The sequence below is a fragment of the Streptomyces sp. NPDC060035 genome, from assembly GCF_042736635.1.
GTDB lineage: Bacteria > Actinomycetota > Actinomycetes > Streptomycetales > Streptomycetaceae > Streptomyces.
This window is the reverse complement of sequence record NZ_JBHWVO010000002.1, coordinates 171,862-196,457: the sequence shown is the minus strand read 5'-3', so window position 1 is coordinate 196,457 and position 24,596 is coordinate 171,862. Positions and strand designations below refer to the sequence as shown.

Genomic DNA, 24,596 nt, shown 5'->3' with positions numbered 1-24,596 from the left:
TCCGCCGGGGGCCCCGCGCGGGGGGGCCCCCGGGGGCGCGCCGGCGGGGGCCCCCCCCCCCGCCGCCGCGGGGTTTTTGCCGGGGCCCCCGGCGCCGGTGTCTGCCGTATGAGGTTGTCCGCGCGACGCCGTCATCCCCGAGTCGGACGGCGTCCCGCAGCTCTCGGCCTGGCTCAGCTCTCGGCCAGGATGTGTGAGAGCTCCGTATCGAGGTCGAAGTGACGATGCTCGGTGCCCGGCGGAACCGCGGCGTCGGTCCTTTTCAGGAACGACTCCAGGGCCCTTGCCGGAGCCTCCAGCAGGGCTTCGCCCTCCGGGGAGCTCAGTGCGATGCAGACGACACCCTGGCCGTGACTACGTGATGGCCAGACGCGAACGTCTCCGGTGCCGGTGGGCCGGTGCAGCCCCTCGGCAAGGAGGTCACGGGCGAAAACCCACTCGACCGTCTCCTCCGCTCCGGTGTGGAAGGTGGCGTGCACGGCATAGGGGTCGGCCGTGTCATACCGCAGGCCCGCGGGTACAGGCAGTGAGGACTCGCTCGACACAACGAGGCGCAGGTGCAGCTCGCAGCTGACCGTGGTGTTCATAAGCGCCAGGGCCTTTCGCTCAGTGTGCGCTCGGGGATTCGCACGTCGGCGAAATCGACATGCCACCTACGGTGGTGTTGTAAACCCCTCTGACCTATTTGTGATGCTTCGGGTGCCTTGTGGGGCGGTGTGTAACTTTGGGTGATGCGTCCATTCCAGTGACCAGAACCGTTCGGGTAGGTTGGGCTTCATGAATGCGGAGAGTGACGAGCGGAGCGAGGTCGCCTCAGGGCCGGCCGCCGAGCCCGCGGCGGGGGACGAGGCGAAAGCCGAAAGAGAGCTGGGCTCGCGGGCGCCGGAGTTCATCAAGGCGTCCCGGGTGCTGCATGTGAGCTGGCAGGTCGGCATCTTCGTCGTCGGCCTCGCGGTGGTCGGGGCGGGCATCGTGATGCTGCCGCTGCCGGGGCCCGGCTGGCTGGTGATTTTCGGGGGCATGGCGATCTGGGCGACCGAATTCGTCTGGGCGCAGCTCGTCCTGCGCTGGACCCGGCGCAAGGTCACCGAAGCTGCTCAGCGCGCCCTTGATCCCGAGGTGCGGCGGCGCAACATCATCCTCACCACGGTGGGGCTCGTGATCATCACCGTGCTGGTCGGGATCTACGTCTGGAAGTTCGGGATCACCATGCCGTGGAAGATCGAGCAGTGACCTGACGGTGGTCCGGGGGCACCGCCGGCGTGGGGTAATGTTTGCCGTGCGCCGGGGCGATTAGCTCAGTGGGAGAGCGCTTCGTTCACACCGAAGAGGTCACTGGTTCGAACCCAGTATCGCCCACCCCGTACCGATGGCCCGGAAGCTTCAGTCGAAGCTTCCGGGCCATCGGTGTTTTCGCATGCAGTTGTTCGGCGGGCCGGGCGTTTCGCTGATTTTCGTCCGAACCGTTGACGCGCCGGGTGCCGCTCCTTACTTTGACCCAGCAAGCGCTTTCTAAAACGATTCAATGCGACGGTGGGGGCTAGTTATGTCTCGGAACAACGGCATGGACCGGCGGCAGATGCTGAAGCTGGCCGGCCTCTCGGCGGCCGGTCTCGGCCTGACCGCGGCCGGTTGCGGCTCAGGTGGAGGCAGCGGTTCCGGGGGTACGGTCACCATCCGGCACTCCTGGTGGGGCGCTGACGACCGGGCGAAGAAGGTCCAGCAGTGCGTCGCCCTCTTCGAGAAGAAGCACCCGAAGATCAAGGTAAAGACGGACTTCCAGCAGTACGGGGACTTCTGGAAGAAGTTCAACACGCAGGCGGCAGGCGGCAACGCCCCGGACGTCATCCAGAACGCCGTGACCTTCCTGCGCAAGTACGAGGCGAAGAACGTCCTCCTCGACCTCAACCCCCAGGTGGAGAAGGGCAATCTCAGCCTCGACGGTTTCCGTTCCGGGCTGGAGAAGTTCGCGGAGGTCGACGGCAAGCTGCTCGGCGTGCCGGTCGGCAGCAACTCGATGGCCCTGGTCATCGACGAGAAGGTCTATGAGAAGGCCGGCATCGTCCCCGAGATCGGCTGGACCTGGGACGACTGGTACGCGGGCCTGCAGAAGATCAAGAACGGCCAGAAGATCGCCGGTGACGCCGGACCGCACGGCGTGATGTACCTGTACGACCTGATACTCCGCCAGAACGGCAAGGCCTTCTTCACCGAGGACGGCATGGGCTTCGGTGAGACCGAGCTGCTGCCGTACTGGACCGAGGCCCTTGCGCGGGTCAAGTCGGGTGTCTACGCCGACCCCAAGAAGGTCGAGCAGATCAAGCCCGCCTCCGCGACCGCCAAGGGACTCTCCGCCGGAGAGTTCACCTGGGACAACTTCTCCGTCCGCTACAGCGCGGAGGGCAAGAGCAGCTACGGCCTCGCGCCCATCCCCAGCACCGACGGAAAGAGGACCGGCCAGTACCTGGGATCGCTGATGCTCAGCGCCTCGGCGCGCACCAAGCATCCGGCCGAGGTGGCGACCTTCATCAGCTTCATGACCCACGACCCCGCGGTCGCCCGGATCATGGGGTACGACCGCGGCGTACCCGCCACCACTGCCCAGTTCGAGGCCTTCCAGCCCACCGACGCCCCCAGCAAGGCGATCGCCGCGTACGAGACCGCGATCGCCGACGCGAACATCCTCGAGCCGATCACCCCGCACCCGGCGGGCGCCGACGTGATCGAGGCGGCCTTCCTGCGTATCTCCGCCGACCTCTCCCTGGGCAAGGCCTCGCCGAAGGACTCCGTGAAGCAGTTCTTCTCCGAGGCCAAGACCGCACTCGCCTCGAACTGAGAGGGACCGCGGTGACTCACATCCAGACCTCCTCGGGCGCTCTCGCGCCCGGGGACGACCGGCCCGCGGACAAGCGGATCGGTCCCGCAGGAGACGCGCCACCTGCCGGTCCCCAGCGGTCCGGCAGCCGCGAGAATCTGGCCGGCTATCTGTTCATGTCGCCCTGGATCGCGGGCTTCCTGTTCATGATCGCCGGGCCCATGGTGTTCTCGCTGTACCTCTCGTTCACCGAGTACAACCTGTTCGAAGCCCCGCGCTGGATCGGCCTGCAGAACTTCACCGACATGTTCGCCGACCCCCGTTGGCGTCAGTCGGTCAAGGTCACCTCCTGGTACGTACTGATCGGCACCCCGGTCAAACTGGCCGCCGCACTCGCCGTCGCGATGCTGCTCGCTCAGAAGCGGTGGGGTCAGTCCTTCTACCGGGCGGCCTTCTACGCCCCGTCCCTGATCGGCGCGAGCGTGTCGGCGGCCATCGTCTGGCGCGCGCTGTTCTCGGACGACGCCCTCGTCGACCGTACGCAGAAGGTGTTCGGCGTCGAGGTGGGTGGCTGGATCGGCGACCCCGGGATGATCATCTACGCGCTGATCGCCCTCACCGTCTGGCAATTCGGTGCCCCGATGGTCATCTTCCTGGCGGGCCTCAAACAGGTCCCGCGCGAACTGTACGAGGCGGCCGAGGTGGACGGAGCCGGCCCCTGGCGCAGGTTCTTCCACATCACCCTGCCGATGATCTCGCCGGTGCTGTTCTTCAACGTCCTGCTGGAGACCATCCACTCCTTCCAGATCTTCGGCTCCGCCTACATCGTCAGCAACAGCACCTGCGGACCGGCCGACGCGACGCTCGTCTACACCTGTTACCTGTACGAACAGGGCTTCGCGAACAGCCGGATGGGCTTCGCCTCCGCCATGGGGTGGCTGCTGCTCGTCGCGGTCGGCCTGGTCACCGCCGTGCTGTTCTGGTCCCAGAAGCGCTGGGTGCACTACGAGGAGGGCGGCCGATGAGTCTCCTGAACGCAGCCGTACGACGCCGGGGACCCGGCGCGCTTGCCTGGCACCTCGGTGCGCTCGTCATCCTCGCCGTGGTCCTCTACCCGGTGGTGTGGACGATCGGCGCCTCGTTCAAGCCGAGCGCGGACATCATCGGCGCCCTGGACCTGTTCCCGGCCGACCCCATCACGGACAACTACACCCGGCTCACCAGGGGCATCGCCGACATCCCCATCTCGACGTTCTTTCTGAACTCGGCGTACATCGCCGTCGGTTCGGTCATCGGAGTGGTGCTGTCCTGCTCGCTGACGGCGTACGCCTTCGCGAAGGTCCGCTTCGCCGGCCGCAACGTCATGTTCGCCATCATGATCGGCACCCTGCTCCTGCCGTACCACGTACTGATCATTCCGCAGTACGTGCTGTTCCAGAAGCTGGAGCTGATCAACACCTTCACGCCGCTGCTCATCGGCAAGTACCTCGCCACCGACGCCTTCTTCGTCTTTCTGATGGTGCAGTTCATGCGCGGCCTGCCCAAGGAGCTCGACGAGGCGGCGCGGCTCGACGGCTGCGGGCACCTGAGGATCTACTGGTCGATCGTCATGCCGCTCTGCAGGCCCGCGCTCATCACCAGCGCCATCTTCACCTTCATCAACGCCTGGAACGACTTCATGGGTCCGCTGCTGTATCTCAACGAGCCGGACAAGTACACCGTCTCGATGGGCCTGAAGATGTTCATCGACCAGGACGCGGTGGCGGACTACGGCGGCATGATCGCCATGTCGCTGGTGGCCCTGCTGCCGGTGCTGGCCTTCTTCATCGCCTTCCAGCGCTACCTGATCGACGGCATGGCCACCTCCGGCCTGAAGGGCTGAGGCGCACCATGACGACGAAGACCCGCACCGTGGAACGGCGTTCGCGATTCATGGACCGCTTCGGCCTGTTCTCCGAATGCCTGCTCACCGGCGTATGGATCGCCGTCGCCGCCCTGCCGCTCCTCACGTTCCCCGCGGCCTTCGCCGCGGGGACCCGGCACCTGCGCCGCCACCTGGCGGGCGAACACGGCGGTCTGCGGGAATTCGTCACCGACGCACGCGCCGCTGCCCGCGGCGGCTGGCTCGTCGGTGTGTCCGTGTGGGCCGCCGGAGCACTGCTGTTGCTGGACCTGTCGGCCGTACAGGCCGGGCTGCCCGGCGGTCCCTTCGTGGGCGCCGTCGGCATCCTCGCACTGATCGGCTACCTGGTCGCGGTCGTGCGCGCCGCCGCGTGCTGGGAGCCCGGTGTCAGCTGGCGGATCCTCCTGGCCGCCGCGGGCCGCCGCACGGTCCGTGACCCGGCCGGCTCCCTCCTGCTGGTCTGCGGGATGGCCGTCGTCGTGCTCTCCGGCGCGCTGGTGCTGCCGCTGGCCGTACCCGTCGTCGGGGCCGTTGCAGCCGCCGCCACCGCTGTAGAGGCGCGCCGGCTCGCCCGCTGACCCCCCTCGCGCCACCTTCTCGATGTCCCCGATCCGTACGGAGAGAGGCACAACCATGTCCAGGATGCCCCGCAGAACACTCCTGAAGGCCGCAGCGGCGGCCGGCGCGGCTGCCCAGTTCAGCTGGTCCCTCGGCGCCACCACCGCAACCGCCGCCCGGAGCACGGAGAAGACGACCGAGCCCGTCCCCCTCACCTGGCTGGAGTCCGGCGAGCTCGGCGCCGCCCCCGGGTCCACGCTGGGTGTGCCCTGGCCCAGAGGGCAGTACGCCAAGGACCAGACGTTCGCGCTGGCCACCGAGGACGGCAAGGACGTCCCCGTACAGACCTGGCCCATCGGCTACTGGCCGGACGGCTCGCTCAAATGGACCGCGCACGCGGTCGGCCCCCAGGTCACCGCCAAGAAGTTCGCACTCACCGCCGGGACCCCCGCCGCCCCGGAGAAGAAGGTCACCGCCACCCGCGCGGGCGGCACCATCACTGTCTCCACCGGGGTGATCACCGCCAAGCTCGGCACGAACGGAGCCGCCCTCGTCAAGACCGTCACCCGCGGCTCCACCGAGATCGCCCGCAACGGCCGGCTCGTCCTGCTGCGTCAGAACGAGATCGAGGACGGCGACCAGGGCATCGAGAAGTACGAACGCTTCGAGAGCGTCATCGACGAGGCGGCGATAGAACAGGACGGCCCCGTCCGCGCCGTCGTCCGCATCGACGGCAAGCACCGCAAGGGCTCGCGCTCCTGGATGCCGTTCTCCGTACGGTTCTACTTCTACGCGGGCGCGGACTCCTTCCGGATGATGCACACCATCACCTACGACGGCACCCAGGAACCCGGCAAGGCGAGCGGCGACTTCATCCGCGGCCTCGGTGTCCGCTTCACCGTCCCGATGCGCGACGCCGCCCACGACCGCCACATCCGCATCGGTGGCGACGGCACCGGCCTCCTGCGCGAGGCCGTGAAGGGCATCACCGGACTGCGTCGCGACCCGGGCGCCGCCGTGCGCGAGGCCCAGTTCGCCGGCCAGAAGCTCCCCGACCCCGCCACCTGGGACCAGCGGGTCACCACCCGCCTCCAGTACATCCCCGAGTGGGGCGACTACACGCTCTCCCAGCTCTCCGCCGACGGCTTCGGACTGCGCAAGCGCACGAAGAAGGGCCACGGCTGGATCGCCGCCGGGGGCGGCACGCGGGCCTCCGGCTTCGGATACGTCGGCGGGCCGAGCGGCGGATTGTCCTTCGGGCTGCGCGACTTCTGGGAGAAGCACCCCGCCCAGCTCGACATCCGCGACGCCCAGACCGACGAGGCCGAGGTCACCCTCTGGCTCTGGTCACCCGAAGCCCGGCCCATGGACCTGCGCTTCTACCACGACGGCATGGAACAGGACACCTACGCCGAACAGCTCGAAGGCCTCAACATCACCTACGAGGACTACGAACCCGGCTTCGGCACCCCGTACGGCATCGCGAGGACCAGCGAACTCCTCTTCTGGGCCAACGAGTCCACCCCCGCCGCCGAGACTCTCGCCCAGCAGGTCGACGCCGTACGCACCCCGCCCCAGCTCGCCGCGCCGCCCAAGCAGCTCATCAAGGCCAAGGTCTTCGGCGGGCTCTTCGCCGAACCCGACCGGTCCAGTGCCGCCAAGTCGAAGATCGAGGACCACCTGGACTTCCTTTTCACGTACTACAAGGACCAGGTGGAGATGCGCCGTTGGTACGGCTTCTGGGACTACGGCGACATCATGCACACCTACGACCCCACCCGCCACCAGTGGTGCTACGACGTCGGCGGCTACGCCTGGGACAACTCCGAGCTCTCGCCCGACCTGTGGCTCTGGTACGCCTACATGCGCTCGGGCCGCGCCGACATCTACCGCTTCGCCGAGGCCATGACCCGGCACACCGGCGAGGTCGACGTCTACCACCTCGGCAAATGGGCCGGACTCGGCACGCGCCACGGCGTCCAGCACTACGCCGACAGCGCCAAACAGCAGCGCATCGCCAACACCACCTACCGCCGCATGTTCTACTTCCTCACCGCGGACGAGCGCGTCGGTGACCTCATGCACGCCAACGTCGACTCCGACGAGACCTTCCTCGCCCTCGACCCCATCCGCAAGATCCGCACCGAGCCGTACACCCCCGACCGGCACGCCCTGTCCATCGGCTTCGGCACCGACTGGAGCGGGCTCGTCTCCGCCTGGCTCACCGAGTGGGAGCGCCGCGGACCCAAGTGGGAGAAGGCCAGGGACCGGGTCCTGTCCACCATGGAGACCATCGCCGCCCAGCCCAACGGCTTCGTCCAGGGCGTCGGTCTGTACGACCTCGACACGGGGAGGTTCGCCATCGCCGAGAAGCCCGAGGTCGGTGTCTCGCACCTGTCGGCCATGTTCGGCCTCGTCGAACTCAACGCCGAACTCATCGACATGATCGACATGCCCGCCTTCAAGGCCGCATGGCTCGACTACTGCCGCTACTTCAACGCGAGCAAGGCCGAACAAGCCGCGCGCTACGGCAGCAACTTCGGCTCCCTGCTGCTGTTCCAGGGCCACTCGCGACAGGACGCCTACGCCGCCGCCCAGACCGGCGACGTCACCCTCGCCACCCGGGCGTGGAAGCAGTTCTACAGCAGCACCGACGCCTGGGACTACAAGGAGAGCACCGACTGGAGCACCCACAAGGTCGAGGGGCCGACCGGGACCGTCCCGGGCAGTGAAGCGGCCTGGGTCAGCACCAACTCCACCGCCCTGTACGGACTCGCGGCGATCCAGAACCTCGCACTCGTCGGCGACAGGATGCCCTAACGCATCCGGCCCAGGCTCTCCCGCACCCGGCGCGCGTCGCGCAGCCGCTGTTCGTACGTCGCCCCGAGCGCGAGCAGCAGCAGCCCGGCGAGCGCCGGGGGCGCCCAGCGGGGGAGTGCGTCGAAGACCTGGACGACATGCGGAGCCAGCTCGTGGAGCCCGACCATCGCCAGGACCGAACCGCCGAGCACCAAGGGCGCCTGAAGCCGCAAGCGGGCGCCCACCAGCGTGACCACGAGCGCCGCCACGCCCAGCAGCAGGGGCCGCAGCCAGTGCGGATCGACCCACGCCACCACAAGGCTCGGCACCATCGTCATCGAGAGCGCGGGGCCGTACGCCACCCAGGAGGAGGCATCCGGGTCCGTGCGACGGCGCAGGTACCCCACCGCGAACGCGGCCACCGACACCGGCACGGTGTACGCCTCCGGGTCCGTCACCTCCGAAGCCGCCAGCCGCACCCACGCCGCCATCAGGAACAGCACCACCGCCAGATACGCCGCCACCGGCCGGCGTTCCGGCCGCACCGCGCTCCCCGCGGCCAGCACCCCGCACAGCGCCAGCACCAGCGCCAGGAAGGGCGCGTCCGTCACCGCGAGCCCCACGGCCACCAGCGCGCCGAAGGCCCCGGTGAGCTCCAGCGTCAACGCCACCGCGGCGACCCGCAGCCGTGCCCCGAGCAGCACCGTGACCGCCGGAACGACCAGGACCAACGGAGCCGTGTGCGGCGCGCTCCACCCCCAAGACGCCCCCGCCGCCGAAACCGGCACGATCGCACACAGTACGGAGACGCCGGCCAGGACCGACTGCACCCCAGCCGCCCGCGACCGGGCCGCCGCACCCGCGAACAGTGCCACCAGGCCCACGAACACCGCGTACGTGGCCACCTCGGCGGCCAGCGCGAGCAGCCCCGCACTCACCGCGCCCACGAGCGCGCACACCAGCGCGGTGAGCGAAAGAACACCGGCCCCCTGCCGTACGGCGACCGCCAGCAGCCCCGCCACCAGCAGCAGTTCCACGCCCACCGCCACCGCATACGGCACATCCACCACCGCCGGCAGCGCCAGTACCGCACCCCAGCCCAGGACCATCGCACCGGCCCCCGCAGCGACACGCCACCTGGGACGAGGCGGCAGCAGCGTGCCGCGCGCCCGGTCCCACCACGCGTACAGCGCCGCCAACAGGCCCGCCACCAGCACGAGCACCACCGGCGACGCGGCCGACTCCGGCCACGGCATCGACGTTCCCAGCGCACCCCGGATGCCCTCCGGAGCCCCGGACCACACATCGGCCAGCAAGGACACCGGCCCCAGCAGCACGGCCGCCACCGCAGGCAACGCCCACAGCACCGCGCCCGCCGTCACCGAGGCGGACGCCCCCAGCAGACCCCGGCCCACCGGCTGCGGGACCCGGAGCCGTACCACCACCAGCAGCACCGCACCGCACAGCAGATACATCACGACCGACCAGTTCCACGGCACGCCCGTACGCAGCACACCGCCCACCGCGGCCACCGCGGCGAGACCCGCCACCGCACCCGCGGCCACGGCCCACTCCTTCGGCGCGTGCCACGCCCCGAACAGGGCCACCCCCGCACCGGCCAGCAACAGCGCCCCCGGGCCCACGGCCGCGAGCGGACCGCCGGCCGACACGGATTGACCCAGGCCGATCAGCAGCGCGATCAGCCCGGCCGACGATGCCCCGATGCCCGCCGTGACCCGCACCGCGAGCCCCCGGCCCCACAGCGCCACCGCGACATCCACCGCCGCGGTCACCAGCAGCGCCCACCCGAAGACCACCTCCGGCGCCCCTGCGGCCCACGCCCACAGCACCAGCGGCAGCTGACCCGCCACCACGGCAACGGGCAGCGGCAGCCGCAGCTGCCCCAGCGCCAGACCGTATGCCGTCCACAACGCCATGAGCACTGCCGACGAGGCCGCCGCGAAGCCGAGCCCGCCCGTGTCCGGGGCGGCCACCGCGTGCAGCGCGTACGCGTCCAGCACCGTCAGTACCAGCGCCAGTGCCGCCAGCGCCTCCGCCGTCGCGGACAGCTTGTGCCTCAGAAGCAGCGCGGGCGCCGCGAGCGCACCGACCGTCACCGCCGCCAGCACCGCCGAGCGGCCGGCGATGCCCATCTCGCCCCAGCTGAACAGGGTGAAGGCGATCGCCGCGATCGTCAGCAGCAGACCACCGAGGACCAGCAGCACGTTCTGCACACCGGACGAAGAGGCCGACGGTGCGGCCGGGACGGCTCCGCCCGGCGGCCCCCAGGTGAACGGCGCGGCAGCGGGCCGTGCGGCAGGCGCCACGAACGGCGACGGCGCCACCGGCGGCCGCAGCACGCTCAGCAGCCAGGCACGGCGATTCAGCAGCTGCAGCCGACGGGCGTCCAGCCGGACCAGTTCTTGATCGAGGAGCGCCAATTCCTCGGCGGGTGGCGGCACATGTTCCATGTACGGGAGTGTGGCGGCCACCACAGTCCCGTACATGCGCTCGGATACTCAGTTCTGGCACTGAGTAGGCCCGGCACGCGCAGACTGGAACCATGGACTGGAACCACTACCGCTTCAGACACGTCTGGGACCTGCCCGCCGCTCCCGACACCGTGTACGCGGCCCTCGAACGCGCCGAGGACTACCCCCGGTGGTGGCCGCAGGTCCGCGAGATCACCCCCGTCGACGACACCACGGCCACGACGCGCTTCCGCTCCCTGCTCCCGTACGACCTCGTCGTGACCCTCCGGCAGAGCCGCCGCGACCCCGCCTCCCGGATCCTTCAAGCCGCCATGACCGGCGATCTCGACGGCTGGGTCCGCTGGACCGTCACCCCGCACGACGGCGGCAGCCGGGCCGTGTACGAGCAGGAGGCCGTCGTCCGCAGAACGCTGCTGCGCCGCCTCGCCGTGCCCGGACGCCTGGTCTTCCGCGCCAATCACACGCTGATGATGCGCGCCGGACGCCGCGGGCTGGCGGCCAGGCTCCAAGGAGTTTGAACGTAACCCGCCGGGCCCTGTATGGTTCAACCCGTTCCCGGGCGATTAGCTCAGTGGGAGAGCGCTTCGTTCACACCGAAGAGGTCACTGGTTCGAACCCAGTATCGCCCACCCGGGAAAGGCCGGTCCGTCAGCATCACCGACGGACCGGCTTTCGCGTACCCGGCCCCGGATCAGGCCGCCGCGGGCAGCGCAGGACGCAGCGGCCACGCCGGATCCACCGCCTCCGCCTCGCCGTTCTTCTCGAACCACGCCTGCAGACCGCGCGCCTGCGCCGCGTGCCACACCGCCTGCAACGAGTGCAGCTCCGCAGGCGACAGCCGTTCGAGCCGGGCGGAGAACCGTCGCCCCACCGCGCGCACCAGCTCCAGCGATGCCGCCGCGTCTGCCGCGGCGTCATGTGCCCCGTCGAGCACCACCCCGTACAGCTCACACAGATCCGTCAGTGTGCGGCGGCCCTTGCGGTAGCGGTCCAGATGCTTGTCCAGGACACGCGGGTCCAGCACGCACAGGGGTACGTTCTGCAGATACCCGGCCAGCGACGACGCCCGGTGCCGCTTCAGCTCACGGTCCAGCAGCGTCAGATCGAACGGCGCGTTCATCACGACGAGCGGCCGCCCCGTCGCGCACTGCTCGGCCAGCGCCCGTGCTATCTCCTCGACGACCGGTGCGGGCCACCGGCCGTTGCGCTGCAGGTGGTCGTCGGTCAGACCATGGATCTCGGTGGCCCCGACGGGCACCGGAATCCCCGGATTGACCAGCCAGCGGGTGACGCGGAGCCTTCCGCCCGCGGTGTCCTGGACGACGAGAGCAGCCGAAACGATCCGGTCCTCCTCCACGTCCACGCCTGTTGTCTCGGTGTCAAAAGCGGCCAGTGGCCCTTCGAACCAGTGCATCATCCCCGAACTCCTCGCACCTGCTTGGCAGATGGCGGGATTCCTCTGCCCGATTCGGTGATACCCGGGCCCTTTGCCTGATACGCCGTTTGAGGGCCCTCTCCTGCGGTGACAACACAGGGGACGGGAAAGGAAGTTGGCCGTCCCGTCAGCGGAGACCGGGCAACCGGTCGGCACAGCCCGGAAGGCACACGGAGCCATGGCGCTCGCGCAGCCGAACCCAGGAGGTCCCGCCCGCGCCGAGGACTACGGGGGAGGACCGCCGCCGCAGCGGATCGCACCACCGCTGCGCGGCACACTCGCCACCACCGCCTGCATGGAGACCCTCCAGGTGGGCTACTTGCACGCGGTAGCAGCCGCGGCGGGGTGCTCCCTGTCGCAGCCCTTTCCCGACAACGGCATCGACTGGCATGTCAGCCACGGCGCCCCCGACCACACCGTCGACGACGAAGTGACCATCAAGGTGCAGCTCAAATGCACCTACCAGATTCCCCCGCACCCACCGGGCGCGGCGTTCTCCTTCACGCTCGACAACGCCCACCTCGTGAAGCTCGCACGGACACCCGTGTCGGTGCACAAGATCCTGGTCGTGATGCTCGTGCCCCGCAGTCAGGAGGACTGGCTGCGAGCCGGACACGAACGTCTCGACCTGCGGCACTGCTGCTACTGGACCAACCTGGCCGGCCACGCGGTGACGGGCCGGCACAGGACCACTGTGCGGATCCCGACCTCGCGGATCTTCGACGACCGAGCACTCTGCGAGATCATGGCCCGGGTCGGGGCGGGAGGGAGACCCTGATGCACCGGTCGATGGACGAGCCCGCCGGCGGGACGACGCCGGCGGGCACACGCGCGCACCCGTACACGGAGGACGTGGACCAGGGGCCCGACCCCGCCCTCGTCGACCCCGCGGTCCTCGGCGCGCTCCTGCGCCGGCACGGCTGGCGCCGTCGTGGGGGAACCGCCGGGCGCTACGGCCGGTGGACCCCGCCCGGTTCCGCCGCCGCGGGCACCAGTCTGCTCGTGCCCGACACCGCTGACTTCCCCGACAGCGAGGACCTGCTCGCCGAGGCTCTCACCGCGCTCGCCCGCAGTGCCGCACCGTCCGCCCGTGACGTCCTCGTCTCTCTCGCCGTGCCCAGCGACGAGGTCCGCTGGTGGCGTGATGTCCCCGAGGAGACGGCCGGAGCCGCAGGCTGGACGGAGGCCGAACAGCTGCGCACGGCGGCCCGGCAGATCCTGCTCGCCGGAGCCCTCGCCGTACGGGGCCTGGCCGGATACCACGGCGCACGCCACCGTGGGAAGGCGCGGGCGGCGCTGGACGGCACCCTCGTCGGACCCGCGCCGGGCGGCCGCCGCCTCACCGGATATCTCCCCGTCGCCTCCGGGCGCGCCGTCGCCGTACAGCTCTACCAGGCGCTGCACGCCACCCGGGAGGCCGTCGACTACCAGCGCGCCACCGGAGGCCTGGAAGCGTTCGACAGCGCCGTCGCGGCCGGGGTCAGCCGGGAGCTGACCGAGGCGGTCGTCGCCCTGGTCCGGGGGTCGGAGGGCGCCAGGATCACGCTGGACTGGGCTCCCGCCGCCGGAACCCCCGAAGGCTGCCCCGCACGGCCCGAGCCCGTCGAGTTCTCCCCCGGCGATCTGCCCGCCCTGCGTCTGGCGGGGGTGCGCTACCTCCAGGACGAGCCCGCCGTCCCGGTACGGATCACCGGAGCCGTCGTGCGGCTGCGCCGCTCCGGGCCGCGCGGCCCGGGCGTCGTACGGCTGCGGGTACTGGCGGGGGCGGAGGTCGCCCACGTCCGGATCGAGCTCGACGAGGAGGCGTACCGGATCGCGGGCCACGCCCACCTCGTCGGACTGCCGCTGCGGGTGGAGGGCCGGCTGGAGAACCGGGGCGGCTTCCGGCGGCTCACCGGAGCCTCGCAGGTCGCGCCCGTCCAGGTGGACGAGGCGGAACGGGACCGGCTGATGAAGTCGCTCCAGGAGAACGTCGACTTCTTCGAGGAGGCCTGCACGGGGGACGAGGTGTAGGCCCCTGCGGTATCCCTTTCGCGTCCGGGGCCTCCGGCTCGGTACGATTCCTCTTGCGCGCGCAGAGGAAAGCGACGCACCCCCTCAGTCAGGAGAGACCGGTGTCAGACGTCCGTGTGATCATCCAAAGCGATTCCGAGCGGGAAGAGCACGTGGTGACGACGGGAACGACGGCCGGCGAGCTCTTCCCCGGACAGCGCACCGTCGTCGCCGCACGGATCGAGGGCGAGCTGCGGGACCTCGCGTACGAGCTCCAGGACGGCGAAGTCGTCGAGCCCGTCGAGATCTCCTCCGAGGACGGCCTCAACATCCTGCGGCACTCCACCGCGCATGTGATGGCGCAGGCCGTGCAGGAGCTGCACCCCGACGCCAAACTCGGCATCGGCCCGCCGGTCAAGGACGGCTTCTACTACGACTTCGATGTCGAGAAGCCGTTCACGCCCGAGGACCTCAAGGCCATCGAGAAGAAGATGCAGGAGATCCAGAAGCGGGGGCAGAAGTTCTCCCGCCGGGTGGTCACCGACGAGGCGGCCCGCGAGGAGCTCGCCGACGAGCCGTACAAGCTGGAGCTCATCGGGATCAAGGGCTCGGCCTCCTCGGACGACGGCGCGGATGTCGAGGTGGGCGGCGGCGAGCTGACCATCTACGACAACTTCGACGCCAAGACCGGCGAGCTGTGCTGGAAGGACCTCTGCAGGGGTCCGCACCTGCCCACCACCCGGTTCATCCCGGCGTTCAAGCTGATGCGCAACGCGGCGGCGTACTGGCGGGGCAGCGAGAAGAACCCCATGCTGCAGCGCATCTACGGCACCGCGTGGCCCACCAAGGACGAGCTCAAGGCGCACCTGGAGTTCCTGGAGGAGGCCGCCAAGCGCGACCACCGCAAGCTCGGCAGCGAGCTGGACCTCTTCTCCTTCCCCGACGAGATCGGCCCCGGCCTCGCCGTCTTCCACCCCAAGGGCGGCGTCATCCGCCGGGCCATGGAGGACTACTCGCGGCGCCGCCACGAGGAGGAGGGCTACGAGTTCGTCTACAGCCCCCACGCGACCAAGGGCAAGCTCTTCGAGAAGTCCGGCCACCTGGACTGGTACGCCGACGGCATGTACCCGCCCATGCAGCTCGACGACGGGGTGGACTACTACCTCAAGCCGATGAACTGCCCGATGCACAACCTGATCTTCGACGCGCGCGGCCGTTCGTACCGGGAACTCCCGCTGCGCCTCTTCGAGTTCGGCACGGTGTACCGGTACGAGAAGTCGGGTGTCGTCCACGGGCTGACCCGCTCGCGCGGCTTCACCCAGGACGACGCGCACATCTACTGCACCAAGGAGCAGATGGCGGAGGAGCTCGACCGGACGCTCACGTTCGTCCTCAACCTCCTGCGCGACTACGGGCTGACCGACTTCTACCTGGAGCTCTCCACCAAGGACCCGGAGAAGTTCGTCGGCTCCGACGAGGTCTGGGAAGAGGCCACCGAGACGCTGCGCCAGGTCGCCGAGAAGCAGGGCCTGCCGCTGGTCCCTGACCCGGGCGGCGCCGCGTTCTACGGCCCGAAGATCTCGGTGCAGTGCAAGGACGCCATCGGCCGCACCTGGCAGATGTCGACCGTGCAGCTCGACTTCAACCTCCCGGAGCGCTTCGACCTGGAGTACACGGGCCCGGACGGCACCAAGCAGCGCCCGGTCATGATCCACCGCGCACTGTTCGGCTCCATCGAGCGCTTCTTCGCGGTGCTGCTGGAGCACTACGCGGGTGCGTTCCCGGTGTGGCTGGCCCCGGTCCAGGCGGTCGGTATCCCGATCGGCGACACGCACATCCCGTACCTCCAGGAGTTCGCCGCCGAGGCGCGGAAGAAGGGCCTGCGGGTGGAGGTGGACGCTTCTTCGGACCGGATGCAGAAGAAGATCCGCAACCACCAGCGCGCCAAGGTGCCGTTCATGATCATCGTCGGTGACGAGGACATGAACGCGGGCACGGTGTCCTTCCGCTACCGCGACGGTTCGCAGGAGAACGGCATCGCCCGTGACGTGGCGATCGCCAAGCTCGTCGACGTGGTGGAGCGTCGCGTCCAGGTGTGATCCCTGCCTGAAGAGGCCCCTGGGGAGCTACGCGCTCCCCGGGGGCCTCTTCTCGTCCTCGCGGGTGAACACCTGCAGGAGCCACGAGGAGAACGAACCCGTCACCGCACCCAGCAGTGCGAGCCCGCAGGCCATCAGCCCCGTCGCGACGATCCGGCCGCCCAGCGTCACCGGGACCGCATCTCCGTACCCCACCGTCGTGAGCGTCGCGCACGCCCACCAGACCGCGTCGCCGAACGTACGGATGTTGGCGCCCGGGGCCCCGCGCTCCTGGTGGTACACGGCGAGCGCCGCCGAGAAGCCGAGCAGCACGGTCGTGAGTCCCGCGTAGGCCATGACGCGGGCGTACAGGCTCAGCCGGGGCCTGTCCCGGCGCTTCTGGACCGCCGTGTAGATCTGCACCACGCGCAACGGGCGCAGCAGGGGCAGTGCGAGCACCACGGTGTCCAGCCAGTGGGTGCGTACGAAGCGCCGGCCGAGGCCGCTGAGGTGGAGCCGTACGACGTAGTCCACCGCGAAGAGCAGCCAGGTGGCGCAGACCAGGGCGAGGGCGATGTCGCGCCAGGGTTCGCTGTCGTGGGGGGCGAGGACGCGGACCGCGTAGCCGACGAGGAAGATCAGCGCCGCGACGAAGAGCGGGACCTCTGTGCGCTGCTCCCATTCCTTCAGCCGGATGGGGTCGGGAGGGTCGGGGCGGTCGCTCATGGCCTCAGCATTGCGGTGCGCTGCCCGGCCGGGCCCCGGCGACACGCTCCGCCGGGGTGAAGCAATATGCTGACCGGCATGACGAGTGAGCCGGAGCAGCAGATGGGAGTGGGGACGCCCGACGCGTTCCAGCGCTTGTGGACGCCCCACCGGATGGCCTACATCCAGGGTGAGAACAAGCCGAACGGTCCGGGGGCCGAGGACGGCTGTCCGTTCTGTGTGATTCCCTCCAAGTCGGACGAGGACGGGCTCGTCGTCGCGCGTGGCGAGAAGGTCTACGCCGTGCTGAATCTGTACCCGTACAACGGTGGGCACCTGATGGTCGTGCCGTACCGGCACGTCGCGGACTACACGGAACTGGACGGTCCGGAGACGGCCGAACTGGCCGATTTCACCAAGCGGGCCATGATCGCGCTGCGGGCGGCGTCCGGAGCTCACGGATTCAATATCGGGATGAACCAGGGTGCGGAGGCCGGGGCGGGAATCGCCGCGCATCTGCATCAGCATGTGGTGCCGCGCTGGGGCGGGGACACCAACTTCATGCCGGTGGTCGCCCACACGAAGGTGCTGCCTCAGCTGCTGGGGGACACCCGGGCGATGCTGGCCGGCGTGTGGCCGGCCGAGCTGCCCACCGACTGAGTCTCCGCGTCGCAGGGGTGGGCGCCCATGGCCGGGTGGCCGGGGCGCCCGCCCCTGCGTCATGCGTCGTAGACGTCGGCCTTCCTCGGTGCCGGGTCCTGGACGAGGCCACTGAGGATCATGGAGCGGTTGTCGAAGCGTTCGGTGTCGACGCCGTTCTCCTGCAGGACCCGCATGGCGGCGGAGTGCACGGATCGCAGGACGGGGGTGGCCGCCCGCATGGCGTCGTCCGCCATGAAGCGGTGGCCCCACGGCTTGGCGGCCCAGGCGTGACGCAGGCCGAAGGGCTCGGGGAGGACGATCTTGCCGCCGAGGTAGTCGAGCAGCGGCGGATACCAGGTGAACGGGGCACGCAGGGCGAGCCTGACGACTTCCTTCGCCTTGACGAGGGGAAGCGTGACCTTGCGGGTCTCCCAGAACTTGACGGCTTTCTTCACCGTCTTGGTCTCGGCTTCGGGCTTGGAGAGGAAGAGCGAGTGGACCGGGCCCAGTGCGTGTCCGGTGACTTCGATCCGCAGGGTCTCGTGGAGCACGGTGACGGTGATCAGCATGGTGATCACCAACTGGCCGTCCCAGAGAGTGAACTGGACGCCCAGATAGTGCCGGTCTCCGCTGCCGAACTGCTGGTGGTTGCAGATCCGCTGTATCTCGTGGGGCTTGACCTGGAAGGTCGCGACGTCCTCGCCCTCGGGGCGGGAGACGGCGTCGGCGTTCTCGCCGACCGGTGACACGATCCAGTGCTTGACGGAGGGAGTGGGGAAGCCTCCGGTGTTCAGCGGGCCGCGCTCCAGCATCTTGAGCTGGTCGTGGATGACCCGTACCAGGTCCCAGCTGCGGAACTGGTGGATCTCCTTGGTGGGGTCCTTGGGTACGAGCTCCTCGGCGAGCTGCCAACTGCCCCAGCGGGTGCCCATGCCGAGGATGCCCTTGGGGCCGGCATAGAAGACCGCATTGGACTGCTGTTCGGCGGAGAGCTTCTCCAGGCCCTGGCGCAGGGCCTCGCGGGCGGTCTCGTTGGGATTCTTCGGCACGGCCTCGGGGATCCTGGCACTGACGCCGGTGCCGGAGAGGAGTCCCTCCCAGCGGTCGCGCATGTCCTTGGCGGACGTCTCCGCGATCCGTTTGGCGAGCAGCCAGCCGATGACCGGAGCGGCGACCATGGCGCGGAGGTAGAGGGCCAGGAGGCCGGTGACCGGCATGGTGATCAGGAAGAATGCGGCGACGGCACCGACGACGACGAGCAGGACGCCGCCCAGTGACTGGAAGACCCTGTCCTTGGATTTGTTGAGGGAGTCGCGAAGCCGGAAGGCCAGGACCCACAGGATCAGTCCGGGCAGGAAGGCGAAGCCGAAGAGGGCTGTCACCAGGGTCAGTCTGGTGTCGCGTGCTTTGCGCAGTCGGGTGGCGGACAGGCAGTGCTCGACGACGGTCTGCGGGTCGGTGCCGAAGGACTGGATGAGTGCCTTGCGGTCGCCTCCGAGCGTGCGTTCCTGCACGGCGCGGGAGAATGCCTCGCCGAGATTCGGCTTGAAATAGTCGGACTTGAAGAGCTTGGAGTCGCCCGGCTTCACCTCGGACTTGTGCCACTCGCTGTTGGCCTTGAGGATCTCCGTCACATCGCTGTCGCGGTATGCGGCGGAGGCGAGGGCATTGGTCGCCACCGCCTGTCCGGCCGAACCCTGGAGAGGGATCTGCGCTCCGGGAGAGAAATCGAATCCGTTGCTGGCCACTCTGCCGCCCCCACTTGACGCCTGGTCTGCTCCTGCGGCTGTTCCCAACTACCGTACGTCGCACACCTTCTGAGCTGGGACCACAGCGTATCGTCCGGATCGGAACGCCGCCCGGCTGTGGGGGCCGGGGCGGGGTGGCAGGTGTCAATTCCGGTCAGCTACGTTCCGTTTGTGCCGTTTTCCTGCTCTTCGCGGATGCGGTCGGCGAGCTGGGGAGGCATGGCCTCGTGCCGGGCGTACGCCCGGTCGAAGCGTCCGGTGCCGTGCGACAGGGAGCGTAGATCGACCGCGTACCTGCCGATCTCGATCTCGGGCACTTCGGCGCGTACGAGTGTGTGGTCCCCGGCTGCCTGTTCGGTGCCGACCACTCTGCCGCGCCGGATCGCGAGATCGCTCATCACGGCTCCCACGTAGTCGTCGGGGACCAGCACCCGGACCTCGGCGACCGGTTCGAGGAGCTGGATTCGGGTGTCGGCCGCGGCCTCACGCAGCGCCAGGGCGCCCGCCGTCTGGAACGCGGCGTCGGACGAGTCGACCGAGTGCGACTTCCCGTCGAGCAGGGTGATGCGGACGTCGACGAGCGGGTGCCCCGCCGCGACCCCGCGGGCCGCCTGGGCGCGTACGCCCTTCTCGACGGAGGGGATGAACTGGCGCGGCACCGCGCCGCCCACCACCTTGTCGACGAACTCGATGCCCGTACCGGGTGGCAGCGGCTCCACCTCGATCTCGCAGATGGCGTACTGGCCGTGGCCGCCGGACTGCTTGACGTGGCGGCCTCGCCCGACGGTTCGCGAGGCGAACGTCTCCCGCAGGGGCACCCGGTGGGGTACGGCGTCGACCTGCACGCCGTACCTGCTGCGCAACCGCTCCAGCGCGACGTCCGCCTGGGCCTCTCCCATGCACCACAGGACAACCTGATGGGTGTCGTCGTTCTGCTCCAGGCGCATGGTGGGATCTTCGGCGACAAGCCGGGCCAGGCCATGGGAGAGCTTGTCCTCGTCGGCCTTGCTGTGCGCGCGTACCGCCAGGGGCAGCAGCGGGTCCGGCATCGTCCACGGCTCCATCAGCAGCGGATCCCCGGTGCCGGAGAGCGTGTCCCCGGTCTCGGCCCCGCCCAGTTTGGAGACGGATGCGAGGTCTCCGGCGATGCAACGGTCCAGGGGGCGCTGCTGCTTGCCGAAGGGGGAGGAGAGTGCGCCGACCCGTACGTCCGCGTCGTGGCAGGGGCGCGCCCGGTGCCCCGGGTCGGTGAGGCCGTGGCCGCACACGTGCACCGTGTCGTCGGGGCGCAGGGTGCCGGAGAAGACGCGTACGAGGGAGACCCGGCCGACGTAGGGGTCGGACGCTGTTTTCACCACCTCGGCGACCAGCGGCCCCTGGGGGTCGCAGACCGGGGAGGGGCGCGGGGCGCCCCCGGGGGTGGTGACGGCGGGGAGGGTCCGCTCGAGCGGGGAGGGGAAGCCGCCGGTGATCAGTTCCAGGAGCTCGACCGTGCCGATCCCCTGACGGGCGCCGTCGACGGCCGGTGCCGCGGTGAGCACGGGGTGGAAACAGCCGCGTGCGACGGCGCGCTCCAGGTCCTCGACGAGCGTCGTGGTGTCGATGTCGCCGCCGCCGAGGTAGTGGTCCATCAAGGTCTCGTCCTCGCTCTCGGCGATGATCCCTTCGATGAGCCGGTTGCGTGCCGCCAGGAGCGGTGCCCGCTCGTCGCCGGCGGGCGGGTTCTCCTTCCGCTCTCCCGAGGAGTAGTCGAAGATCCTCTGCGTGAGCAGTCCGGTGAGGCCGGTCAGCGGGGAGTGGCCGTCGGGTGCCTCGGGGCCCTGCACCGGCAGATAGAGAGGCAGTACGGCGTCGGGGTCGTCGCCACCGAAGAGCCGGCCGCAGACCCGGGTCATCTCGTCGAAGGGCGTGCGGGCGGTGTCCAGGTGCGTGACGACGATGGCGCGCGGCATCCCGACGGCGGCGCACTCCTCCCAGACCGCGCGGGTGGTGCCCGCGACGGCGTCCGCCTCCTGGGCCGCCGAGACAACGAAGAGGGCCGCGTCCGCTGCGCGCAGACCGGCCCTGAGCTCCCCGACGAAATCCGCGTAGCCGGGGGTGTCCAGCAGATTGATCTTGTAGCCGCCCCATTCGACGGGGACCAGCGAGAGCTGTACGGAGCGTTGTCGGCGTTGTTCGATCTCGTCGTAGTCGGAGACGGTGCCGCCGTCCTCGACCCGGCCGGCCCGGTTGACCGCTCCCGCCGTCAGTGCAAGGGCCTCGACCAGTGTGGTCTTGCCGGAGCCGCTGTGGCCGACCAGTACCACGTTCCTCACGGAAGCGGGCCGGTCGGCCGTCGCTGCTCTGCCGGCGGCCCCGGTGTGTGTATGCGTCCTGTCGCCCATGATGCGTGCCTCCCGATCGGTGGGGCTGTCAAGGCCCTGGGGGAGAAAGGGTGCACGGGGGCAGGAGGAGCCGACGCGGCTCCGGCGGCGCCCGCGGTAGTTCGAGCTTTCCACTCGCGCCGGGCCGCGTCCATACGTCGTACCCCGACGCCGGTGACTTCCGGGTGACCCACCGGGACGGGGTGCCCCGCCATGGGGCGGCACGGCTCGTGACTACGATGGGCCAGCCGGTGGCCGAAGTGGCCGCGCGGCCCACCGAACCTCGGGAAGGCCATGCTGAACAAGTACGCGCGTGCATTTTTTACGCGTGTCCTCACACCGTTCGCCGCTCTGCTGCTCCGTCTCGGGGTCAGCCCCGACGCGGTCACTCTTGTCGGTACGGCCGGAGTGATGGCAGGTGCGCTGGTCTTCTTCCCGATGGGGGAGTTCTTCTGGGGCACGATCGTGATCACGGTCTTCGTCTTCTCCGATCTCGTCGACGGCAACATGGCCCGGCAGGCCGGGATCTCCAGCCGGTGGGGCGCGTTCCTGGACTCGACGCTCGACCGGGTCGCGGACGGGGCGATCTTCGCCGGGTTCGCGCTCTGGTACGCGGGCAGCGGCGACGACAACATGCTGTGTGCGGTCGCGATCTTCTGTCTGGCCAGTGGCCAGGTGGTTTCGTACACCAAGGCCCGTGGTGAGTCGATCGGCCTGCCGGTCGCGGTCAACGGGCTGGTGGAGCGCGCCGAGCGGCTGGTGATCTCGCTGGTCGCCGCCGGTCTGGCCGGTCTGCACACGTTCGGTGTGCCCGGGATCCAGATCCTGCTGCCGATCGCGCTGTGGATCGTTGCCGCGGGCAGCCTGGTGACGTTGATCCAGCGGGTGGTGACCGTGCGCCGGGAATCGGCCGAGGCCGACGCGTCGGCTGCCGCCGACGGCGGGACCGCGGAACAGGGGAGCGAGGCCGCGCAGTGAGCGCTACCGGATCCGATCCGAAGGGACGGCTGACCGACGGGCTGTACGGACTCGGCTGGGGCGCCGTCAAGAAGCTGCCCGAGCCTGCGGCCCGTGCCCTCTTCCGTACCCTCGCCGACCAGGTCTGGAAGCGGCGGGGCAAAGCGGTGCTGCGGCTGGAGTCGAACCTGGCCAGGGTGGTGCCCGACGCGAGTCCGGCCCGCCTCGCCGAGCTGTCGAAGGCCGGCATGCGCTCCTACATGCGCTACTGGATGGAATCCTTCCGGCTGCCGACCTGGAGTCCGCAGCGGATCAAAAGCAGCATCAACGTCCGGGACACCCACCGGCTCACCGAGGGTCTGGAAGCCGGGAACGGGGTCATCCTCGCGCTGCCGCACCTGGGGAACTGGGACCTGGCGGGCGCCTGGGTCACCACCGACCTGAACGTGCCGTTCACCACGGTCGCCGAGCGGCTGAAACCGGAGACCCTGTACGACCGGTTCGTGGCCTACCGCCAGGGCCTGGGTATGGAAGTCCTTCCGCACAACGATGGGTCCGCCTTCGGGACCCTGGCCAGGCGGCTGCGGTCCGGTGGCCTGGTCTGCCTGGTCGCCGACCGTGATCTGTCGGCATCCGGCGTCGAGGTGACGTTCTTCGGCGACACCGCGCGGATGCCCGCAGGACCCGCGCTGCTGGCCCAGCAGACCGGCGCGTTGCTGCTGCCCGTCACGCTCTGGTACGACGGCACGCCCGTCATGCAGGCACGGATCCATCCGCCCGTCGGAGTACCCGGGGCAGGTACCCGCGCCGAGAACACGTCCTCCATGACACAGGCGCTGGCCGATGCCTTCGCCACCGGGATCGCCGAGCATCCGGAGGACTGGCACATGCTGCAGCGGCTCTGGATCTCAGATCTGGACCCCCAGGGGGAAGCTTCGTGAAGATCGGCATCGTCTGCCCGTACTCCTGGGATGTCCCGGGCGGGGTGCAGTTCCACATCCGGGACCTGGCCGAGCACCTGATCCGCCTGGGCCATCACGTCTCGGTGCTGGCGCCCGCCGACGACGAGACGCCGCTGCCGCCGTATGTGGTGTCCGCGGGCCGTGCCGTGCCCGTCCCGTACAACGGCTCGGTGGCCCGGCTGAACTTCGGGTTCCTGTCCGCCGCACGGGTGCGCCGCTGGCTGCACGACGGCACCTTCGACGTCATCCACATCCACGAGCCCACCGCGCCCTCGCTCGGGCTGCTCACCTGCTGGGCGGCACAGGGGCCGATCGTGGCCACGTTCCACACGTCCAACCCCCGCTCCCGGGCCATGATCGCCGCGTACCCGATCCTTCAGCCGGCGCTGGAGAAGATCAGCGCGCGGATCGCGGTGAGCGAGTACGCGCGGCGCACGCTGGTGGAGCACCTCGGCGGGGACGCGGTGGTCATCCCCAACGGCGTGGACGTGGACTTCTTCGCCGGGGCCGAGCCGAAGGCCGAGTGGCAGGGCGGCACGCTCGGCTTCATAGGGCGCATCGACGAACCACGCAAGGGACTGCCCGTCCTGATGAAGGCGCTCCCGGCGATCCTCGCCGCCCGCCCGGAGACCAGGCTGCTGGTCGCGGGCCGCGGTGACGAGGAGGAGGCGGTCGCCTCACTGCCGAAGGAGATGCGCGAGCGCGTCGAATTCCTCGGCATGGTGAGCGATACGGACAAGGCGCGGCTGCTGCGCAGTGTCGATGTGTACGTGGCGCCGAACACCGGCGGCGAGAGTTTCGGCATCATCCTGGTCGAGGCCCTGTCGGCAGGGGCGCCCGTGCTCGCCAGCGACCTTGACGCGTTCGCGCAGGTACTGGACCAGGGCTCCGCGGGCGACCTCTTCACCAATGAGGACGCGGACGCACTGGCCTCGGCCGCGATCCGGCTGCTGGGCGACCCGGAGCGGCGTGCCGGGCTGCGCGAGCGGGGCAGCGCCCATGTGCGCCGCTTCGACTGGGGGACGGTCGGCGCGGACATCCTCGCGGTGTACGAGACGGTCACGGACGGCGCCGCATCGGTGGACACCGACGAACGCACAGGCCTGCGCGCACGCTTCGGGCTGGCCAGGGACTGAGCCGGGGGCTC

At 69.7% G+C, this 24,596-nt stretch carries 20 protein-coding genes and 2 tRNA genes; 16 read left to right on the top strand and 6 right to left on the bottom strand.

Annotation, left to right across the window (positions count from 1 at the left end; genetic code table 11):
- Positions 1-173: 173 nt before the first annotated feature.
- Positions 174-587 (bottom strand): SsgA family sporulation/cell division regulator, encoded by a 414-nt coding sequence (locus ACFWBQ_RS03475; protein WP_003959770.1) that lies wholly within the window; start codon positions 585-587, stop codon positions 174-176.
- Positions 588-777: 190 nt separating this feature from the next.
- Here ACFWBQ_RS03475 and ACFWBQ_RS03470 point away from each other — a divergent pair, with 190 nt between their 5' ends.
- From ACFWBQ_RS03470 to ACFWBQ_RS03440, 7 genes are all read left to right on the top strand, one after another.
- Positions 778-1,233 carry a TIGR02611 family protein gene (locus ACFWBQ_RS03470; protein ID WP_385483434.1) on the top strand — a complete coding sequence of 152 codons (456 nt, stop codon included), beginning with the start codon at positions 778-780 and terminating at the stop codon, positions 1,231-1,233.
- A gap of 54 nt (positions 1,234-1,287) precedes the next feature.
- Positions 1,288-1,359 (top strand) — tRNA-Val (locus ACFWBQ_RS03465).
- Positions 1,360-1,546: 187 nt separating this feature from the next.
- Positions 1,547-2,836, top strand: a complete 1,290-nt coding sequence (locus tag ACFWBQ_RS03460) for an ABC transporter substrate-binding protein (protein ID WP_385483432.1) — start codon at positions 1,547-1,549, stop codon at positions 2,834-2,836.
- 11 nt (positions 2,837-2,847) lie between these two features.
- Positions 2,848-3,840, top strand: coding sequence for a carbohydrate ABC transporter permease (locus tag ACFWBQ_RS03455; RefSeq protein ID WP_385483430.1), 993 nt, complete (start codon positions 2,848-2,850; stop codon positions 3,838-3,840).
- Complete coding sequence (locus ACFWBQ_RS03450) at positions 3,837-4,697, top strand: carbohydrate ABC transporter permease (RefSeq protein ID WP_385483428.1); 861 nt, start codon at positions 3,837-3,839, stop codon at positions 4,695-4,697. The genes ACFWBQ_RS03455 and ACFWBQ_RS03450 overlap by 4 nt, the downstream gene beginning before the upstream one ends.
- A gap of 8 nt (positions 4,698-4,705) precedes the next feature.
- Entirely contained in the window at positions 4,706-5,296 is a 591-nt protein-coding gene (locus ACFWBQ_RS03445; RefSeq protein WP_385483426.1) for a hypothetical protein, read from the top strand.
- A gap of 55 nt (positions 5,297-5,351) precedes the next feature.
- On the top strand, positions 5,352-8,096 hold the full coding sequence (locus ACFWBQ_RS03440; RefSeq protein WP_385483424.1) for a Tat pathway signal sequence domain protein: 2,745 nt from the start codon (positions 5,352-5,354) through the stop codon (positions 8,094-8,096).
- On the opposite strand, the gene ACFWBQ_RS03435 is transcribed toward ACFWBQ_RS03440, so the two are convergent.
- Positions 8,093-10,546: an SCO7613 C-terminal domain-containing membrane protein gene (locus ACFWBQ_RS03435; protein ID WP_385483422.1), complete on the bottom strand. Its 2,454-nt coding sequence runs from the start codon at positions 10,544-10,546 to the stop codon at positions 8,093-8,095. The two genes, ACFWBQ_RS03440 and ACFWBQ_RS03435, sit on opposite strands and share 4 nt — an antisense overlap.
- Positions 10,547-10,638: 92 nt before the next feature.
- On the opposite strand from ACFWBQ_RS03435, the gene ACFWBQ_RS03430 reads away from it, so the two are divergent.
- Together ACFWBQ_RS03430 and ACFWBQ_RS03425 are read left to right on the top strand one after the other, a co-directional pair.
- The gene (locus tag ACFWBQ_RS03430) at positions 10,639-11,085 is read left to right on the top strand and encodes an SRPBCC family protein (RefSeq protein ID WP_385483420.1); all 447 of its coding nucleotides are present in this window, start codon (positions 10,639-10,641) and stop codon (positions 11,083-11,085) included.
- A gap of 39 nt (positions 11,086-11,124) precedes the next feature.
- A tRNA-Val gene (locus ACFWBQ_RS03425) sits at positions 11,125-11,196 on the top strand.
- Positions 11,197-11,258: 62 nt separating this feature from the next.
- Here the strand turns inward: ACFWBQ_RS03425 and ACFWBQ_RS03420 are convergent.
- Entirely contained in the window at positions 11,259-11,984 is a 726-nt protein-coding gene (locus ACFWBQ_RS03420; protein WP_385483418.1) for a 3'-5' exonuclease, read from the bottom strand.
- Positions 11,985-12,180: 196 nt separating this feature from the next.
- On the opposite strand from ACFWBQ_RS03420, the gene ACFWBQ_RS03415 reads away from it, so the two are divergent.
- From ACFWBQ_RS03415 to thrS, 3 genes are all read left to right on the top strand, one after another.
- Positions 12,181-12,780 carry a DUF4365 domain-containing protein gene (locus ACFWBQ_RS03415; protein ID WP_385483417.1) on the top strand — a complete coding sequence of 200 codons (600 nt, stop codon included), beginning with the start codon at positions 12,181-12,183 and terminating at the stop codon, positions 12,778-12,780.
- Positions 12,780-14,015, top strand: a complete 1,236-nt coding sequence (locus ACFWBQ_RS03410; RefSeq protein ID WP_385483415.1) for a hypothetical protein — start codon at positions 12,780-12,782, stop codon at positions 14,013-14,015. The genes ACFWBQ_RS03415 and ACFWBQ_RS03410 overlap by 1 nt, the downstream gene beginning before the upstream one ends.
- A gap of 101 nt (positions 14,016-14,116) precedes the next feature.
- Positions 14,117-16,093 (top strand): threonine--tRNA ligase, encoded by a 1,977-nt coding sequence (gene thrS / locus ACFWBQ_RS03405; RefSeq protein WP_385483413.1) that lies wholly within the window; start codon positions 14,117-14,119, stop codon positions 16,091-16,093.
- 27 nt (positions 16,094-16,120) lie between these two features.
- On the opposite strand, the gene ACFWBQ_RS03400 is transcribed toward thrS, so the two are convergent.
- Entirely contained in the window at positions 16,121-16,798 is a 678-nt protein-coding gene (locus ACFWBQ_RS03400; RefSeq protein ID WP_385483411.1) for a potassium channel family protein, read from the bottom strand.
- Between the two features lie 66 nt (positions 16,799-16,864).
- Between ACFWBQ_RS03400 and ACFWBQ_RS03395 the strand changes: the two genes are divergently transcribed.
- Positions 16,865-17,437, top strand: coding sequence for an HIT family protein (locus ACFWBQ_RS03395; RefSeq protein ID WP_385483409.1), 573 nt, complete (start codon positions 16,865-16,867; stop codon positions 17,435-17,437).
- A 59-nt stretch (positions 17,438-17,496) separates the two neighbouring features.
- Here the strand turns inward: ACFWBQ_RS03395 and ACFWBQ_RS03390 are convergent, their stop codons facing one another.
- Both ACFWBQ_RS03390 and ACFWBQ_RS03385 read right to left on the bottom strand, forming a co-directional pair.
- Complete coding sequence (locus ACFWBQ_RS03390) at positions 17,497-19,167, bottom strand: hypothetical protein (RefSeq protein WP_385483407.1); 1,671 nt, start codon at positions 19,165-19,167, stop codon at positions 17,497-17,499.
- 158 nt (positions 19,168-19,325) lie between these two features.
- Entirely contained in the window at positions 19,326-21,551 is a 2,226-nt protein-coding gene (locus ACFWBQ_RS03385; RefSeq protein ID WP_385483405.1) for an elongation factor G-like protein EF-G2, read from the bottom strand.
- 273 nt (positions 21,552-21,824) lie between these two features.
- Between ACFWBQ_RS03385 and pgsA the strand changes: the two genes are divergently transcribed.
- Genes pgsA through ACFWBQ_RS03370 form a run of 3 tightly spaced genes read left to right on the top strand, consistent with a single transcriptional unit; the run spans position 21,825 to position 24,585 of the window.
- Positions 21,825-22,508: a phosphatidylinositol phosphate synthase gene (gene pgsA / locus ACFWBQ_RS03380; protein ID WP_385483403.1), complete on the top strand. Its 684-nt coding sequence runs from the start codon at positions 21,825-21,827 to the stop codon at positions 22,506-22,508.
- On the top strand, positions 22,505-23,428 hold the full coding sequence (locus ACFWBQ_RS03375) for a phosphatidylinositol mannoside acyltransferase (protein ID WP_385483401.1): 924 nt from the start codon (positions 22,505-22,507) through the stop codon (positions 23,426-23,428). The genes pgsA and ACFWBQ_RS03375 overlap by 4 nt, the downstream gene beginning before the upstream one ends.
- A complete protein-coding gene (locus ACFWBQ_RS03370) occupies positions 23,425-24,585 on the top strand; it encodes a glycosyltransferase family 4 protein (RefSeq protein WP_385483399.1) in 1,161 nt (386 codons plus the stop codon). Before ACFWBQ_RS03375 ends, ACFWBQ_RS03370 begins: the two co-directional genes overlap by 4 nt.
- Positions 24,586-24,596 lie beyond the last annotated feature (11 nt).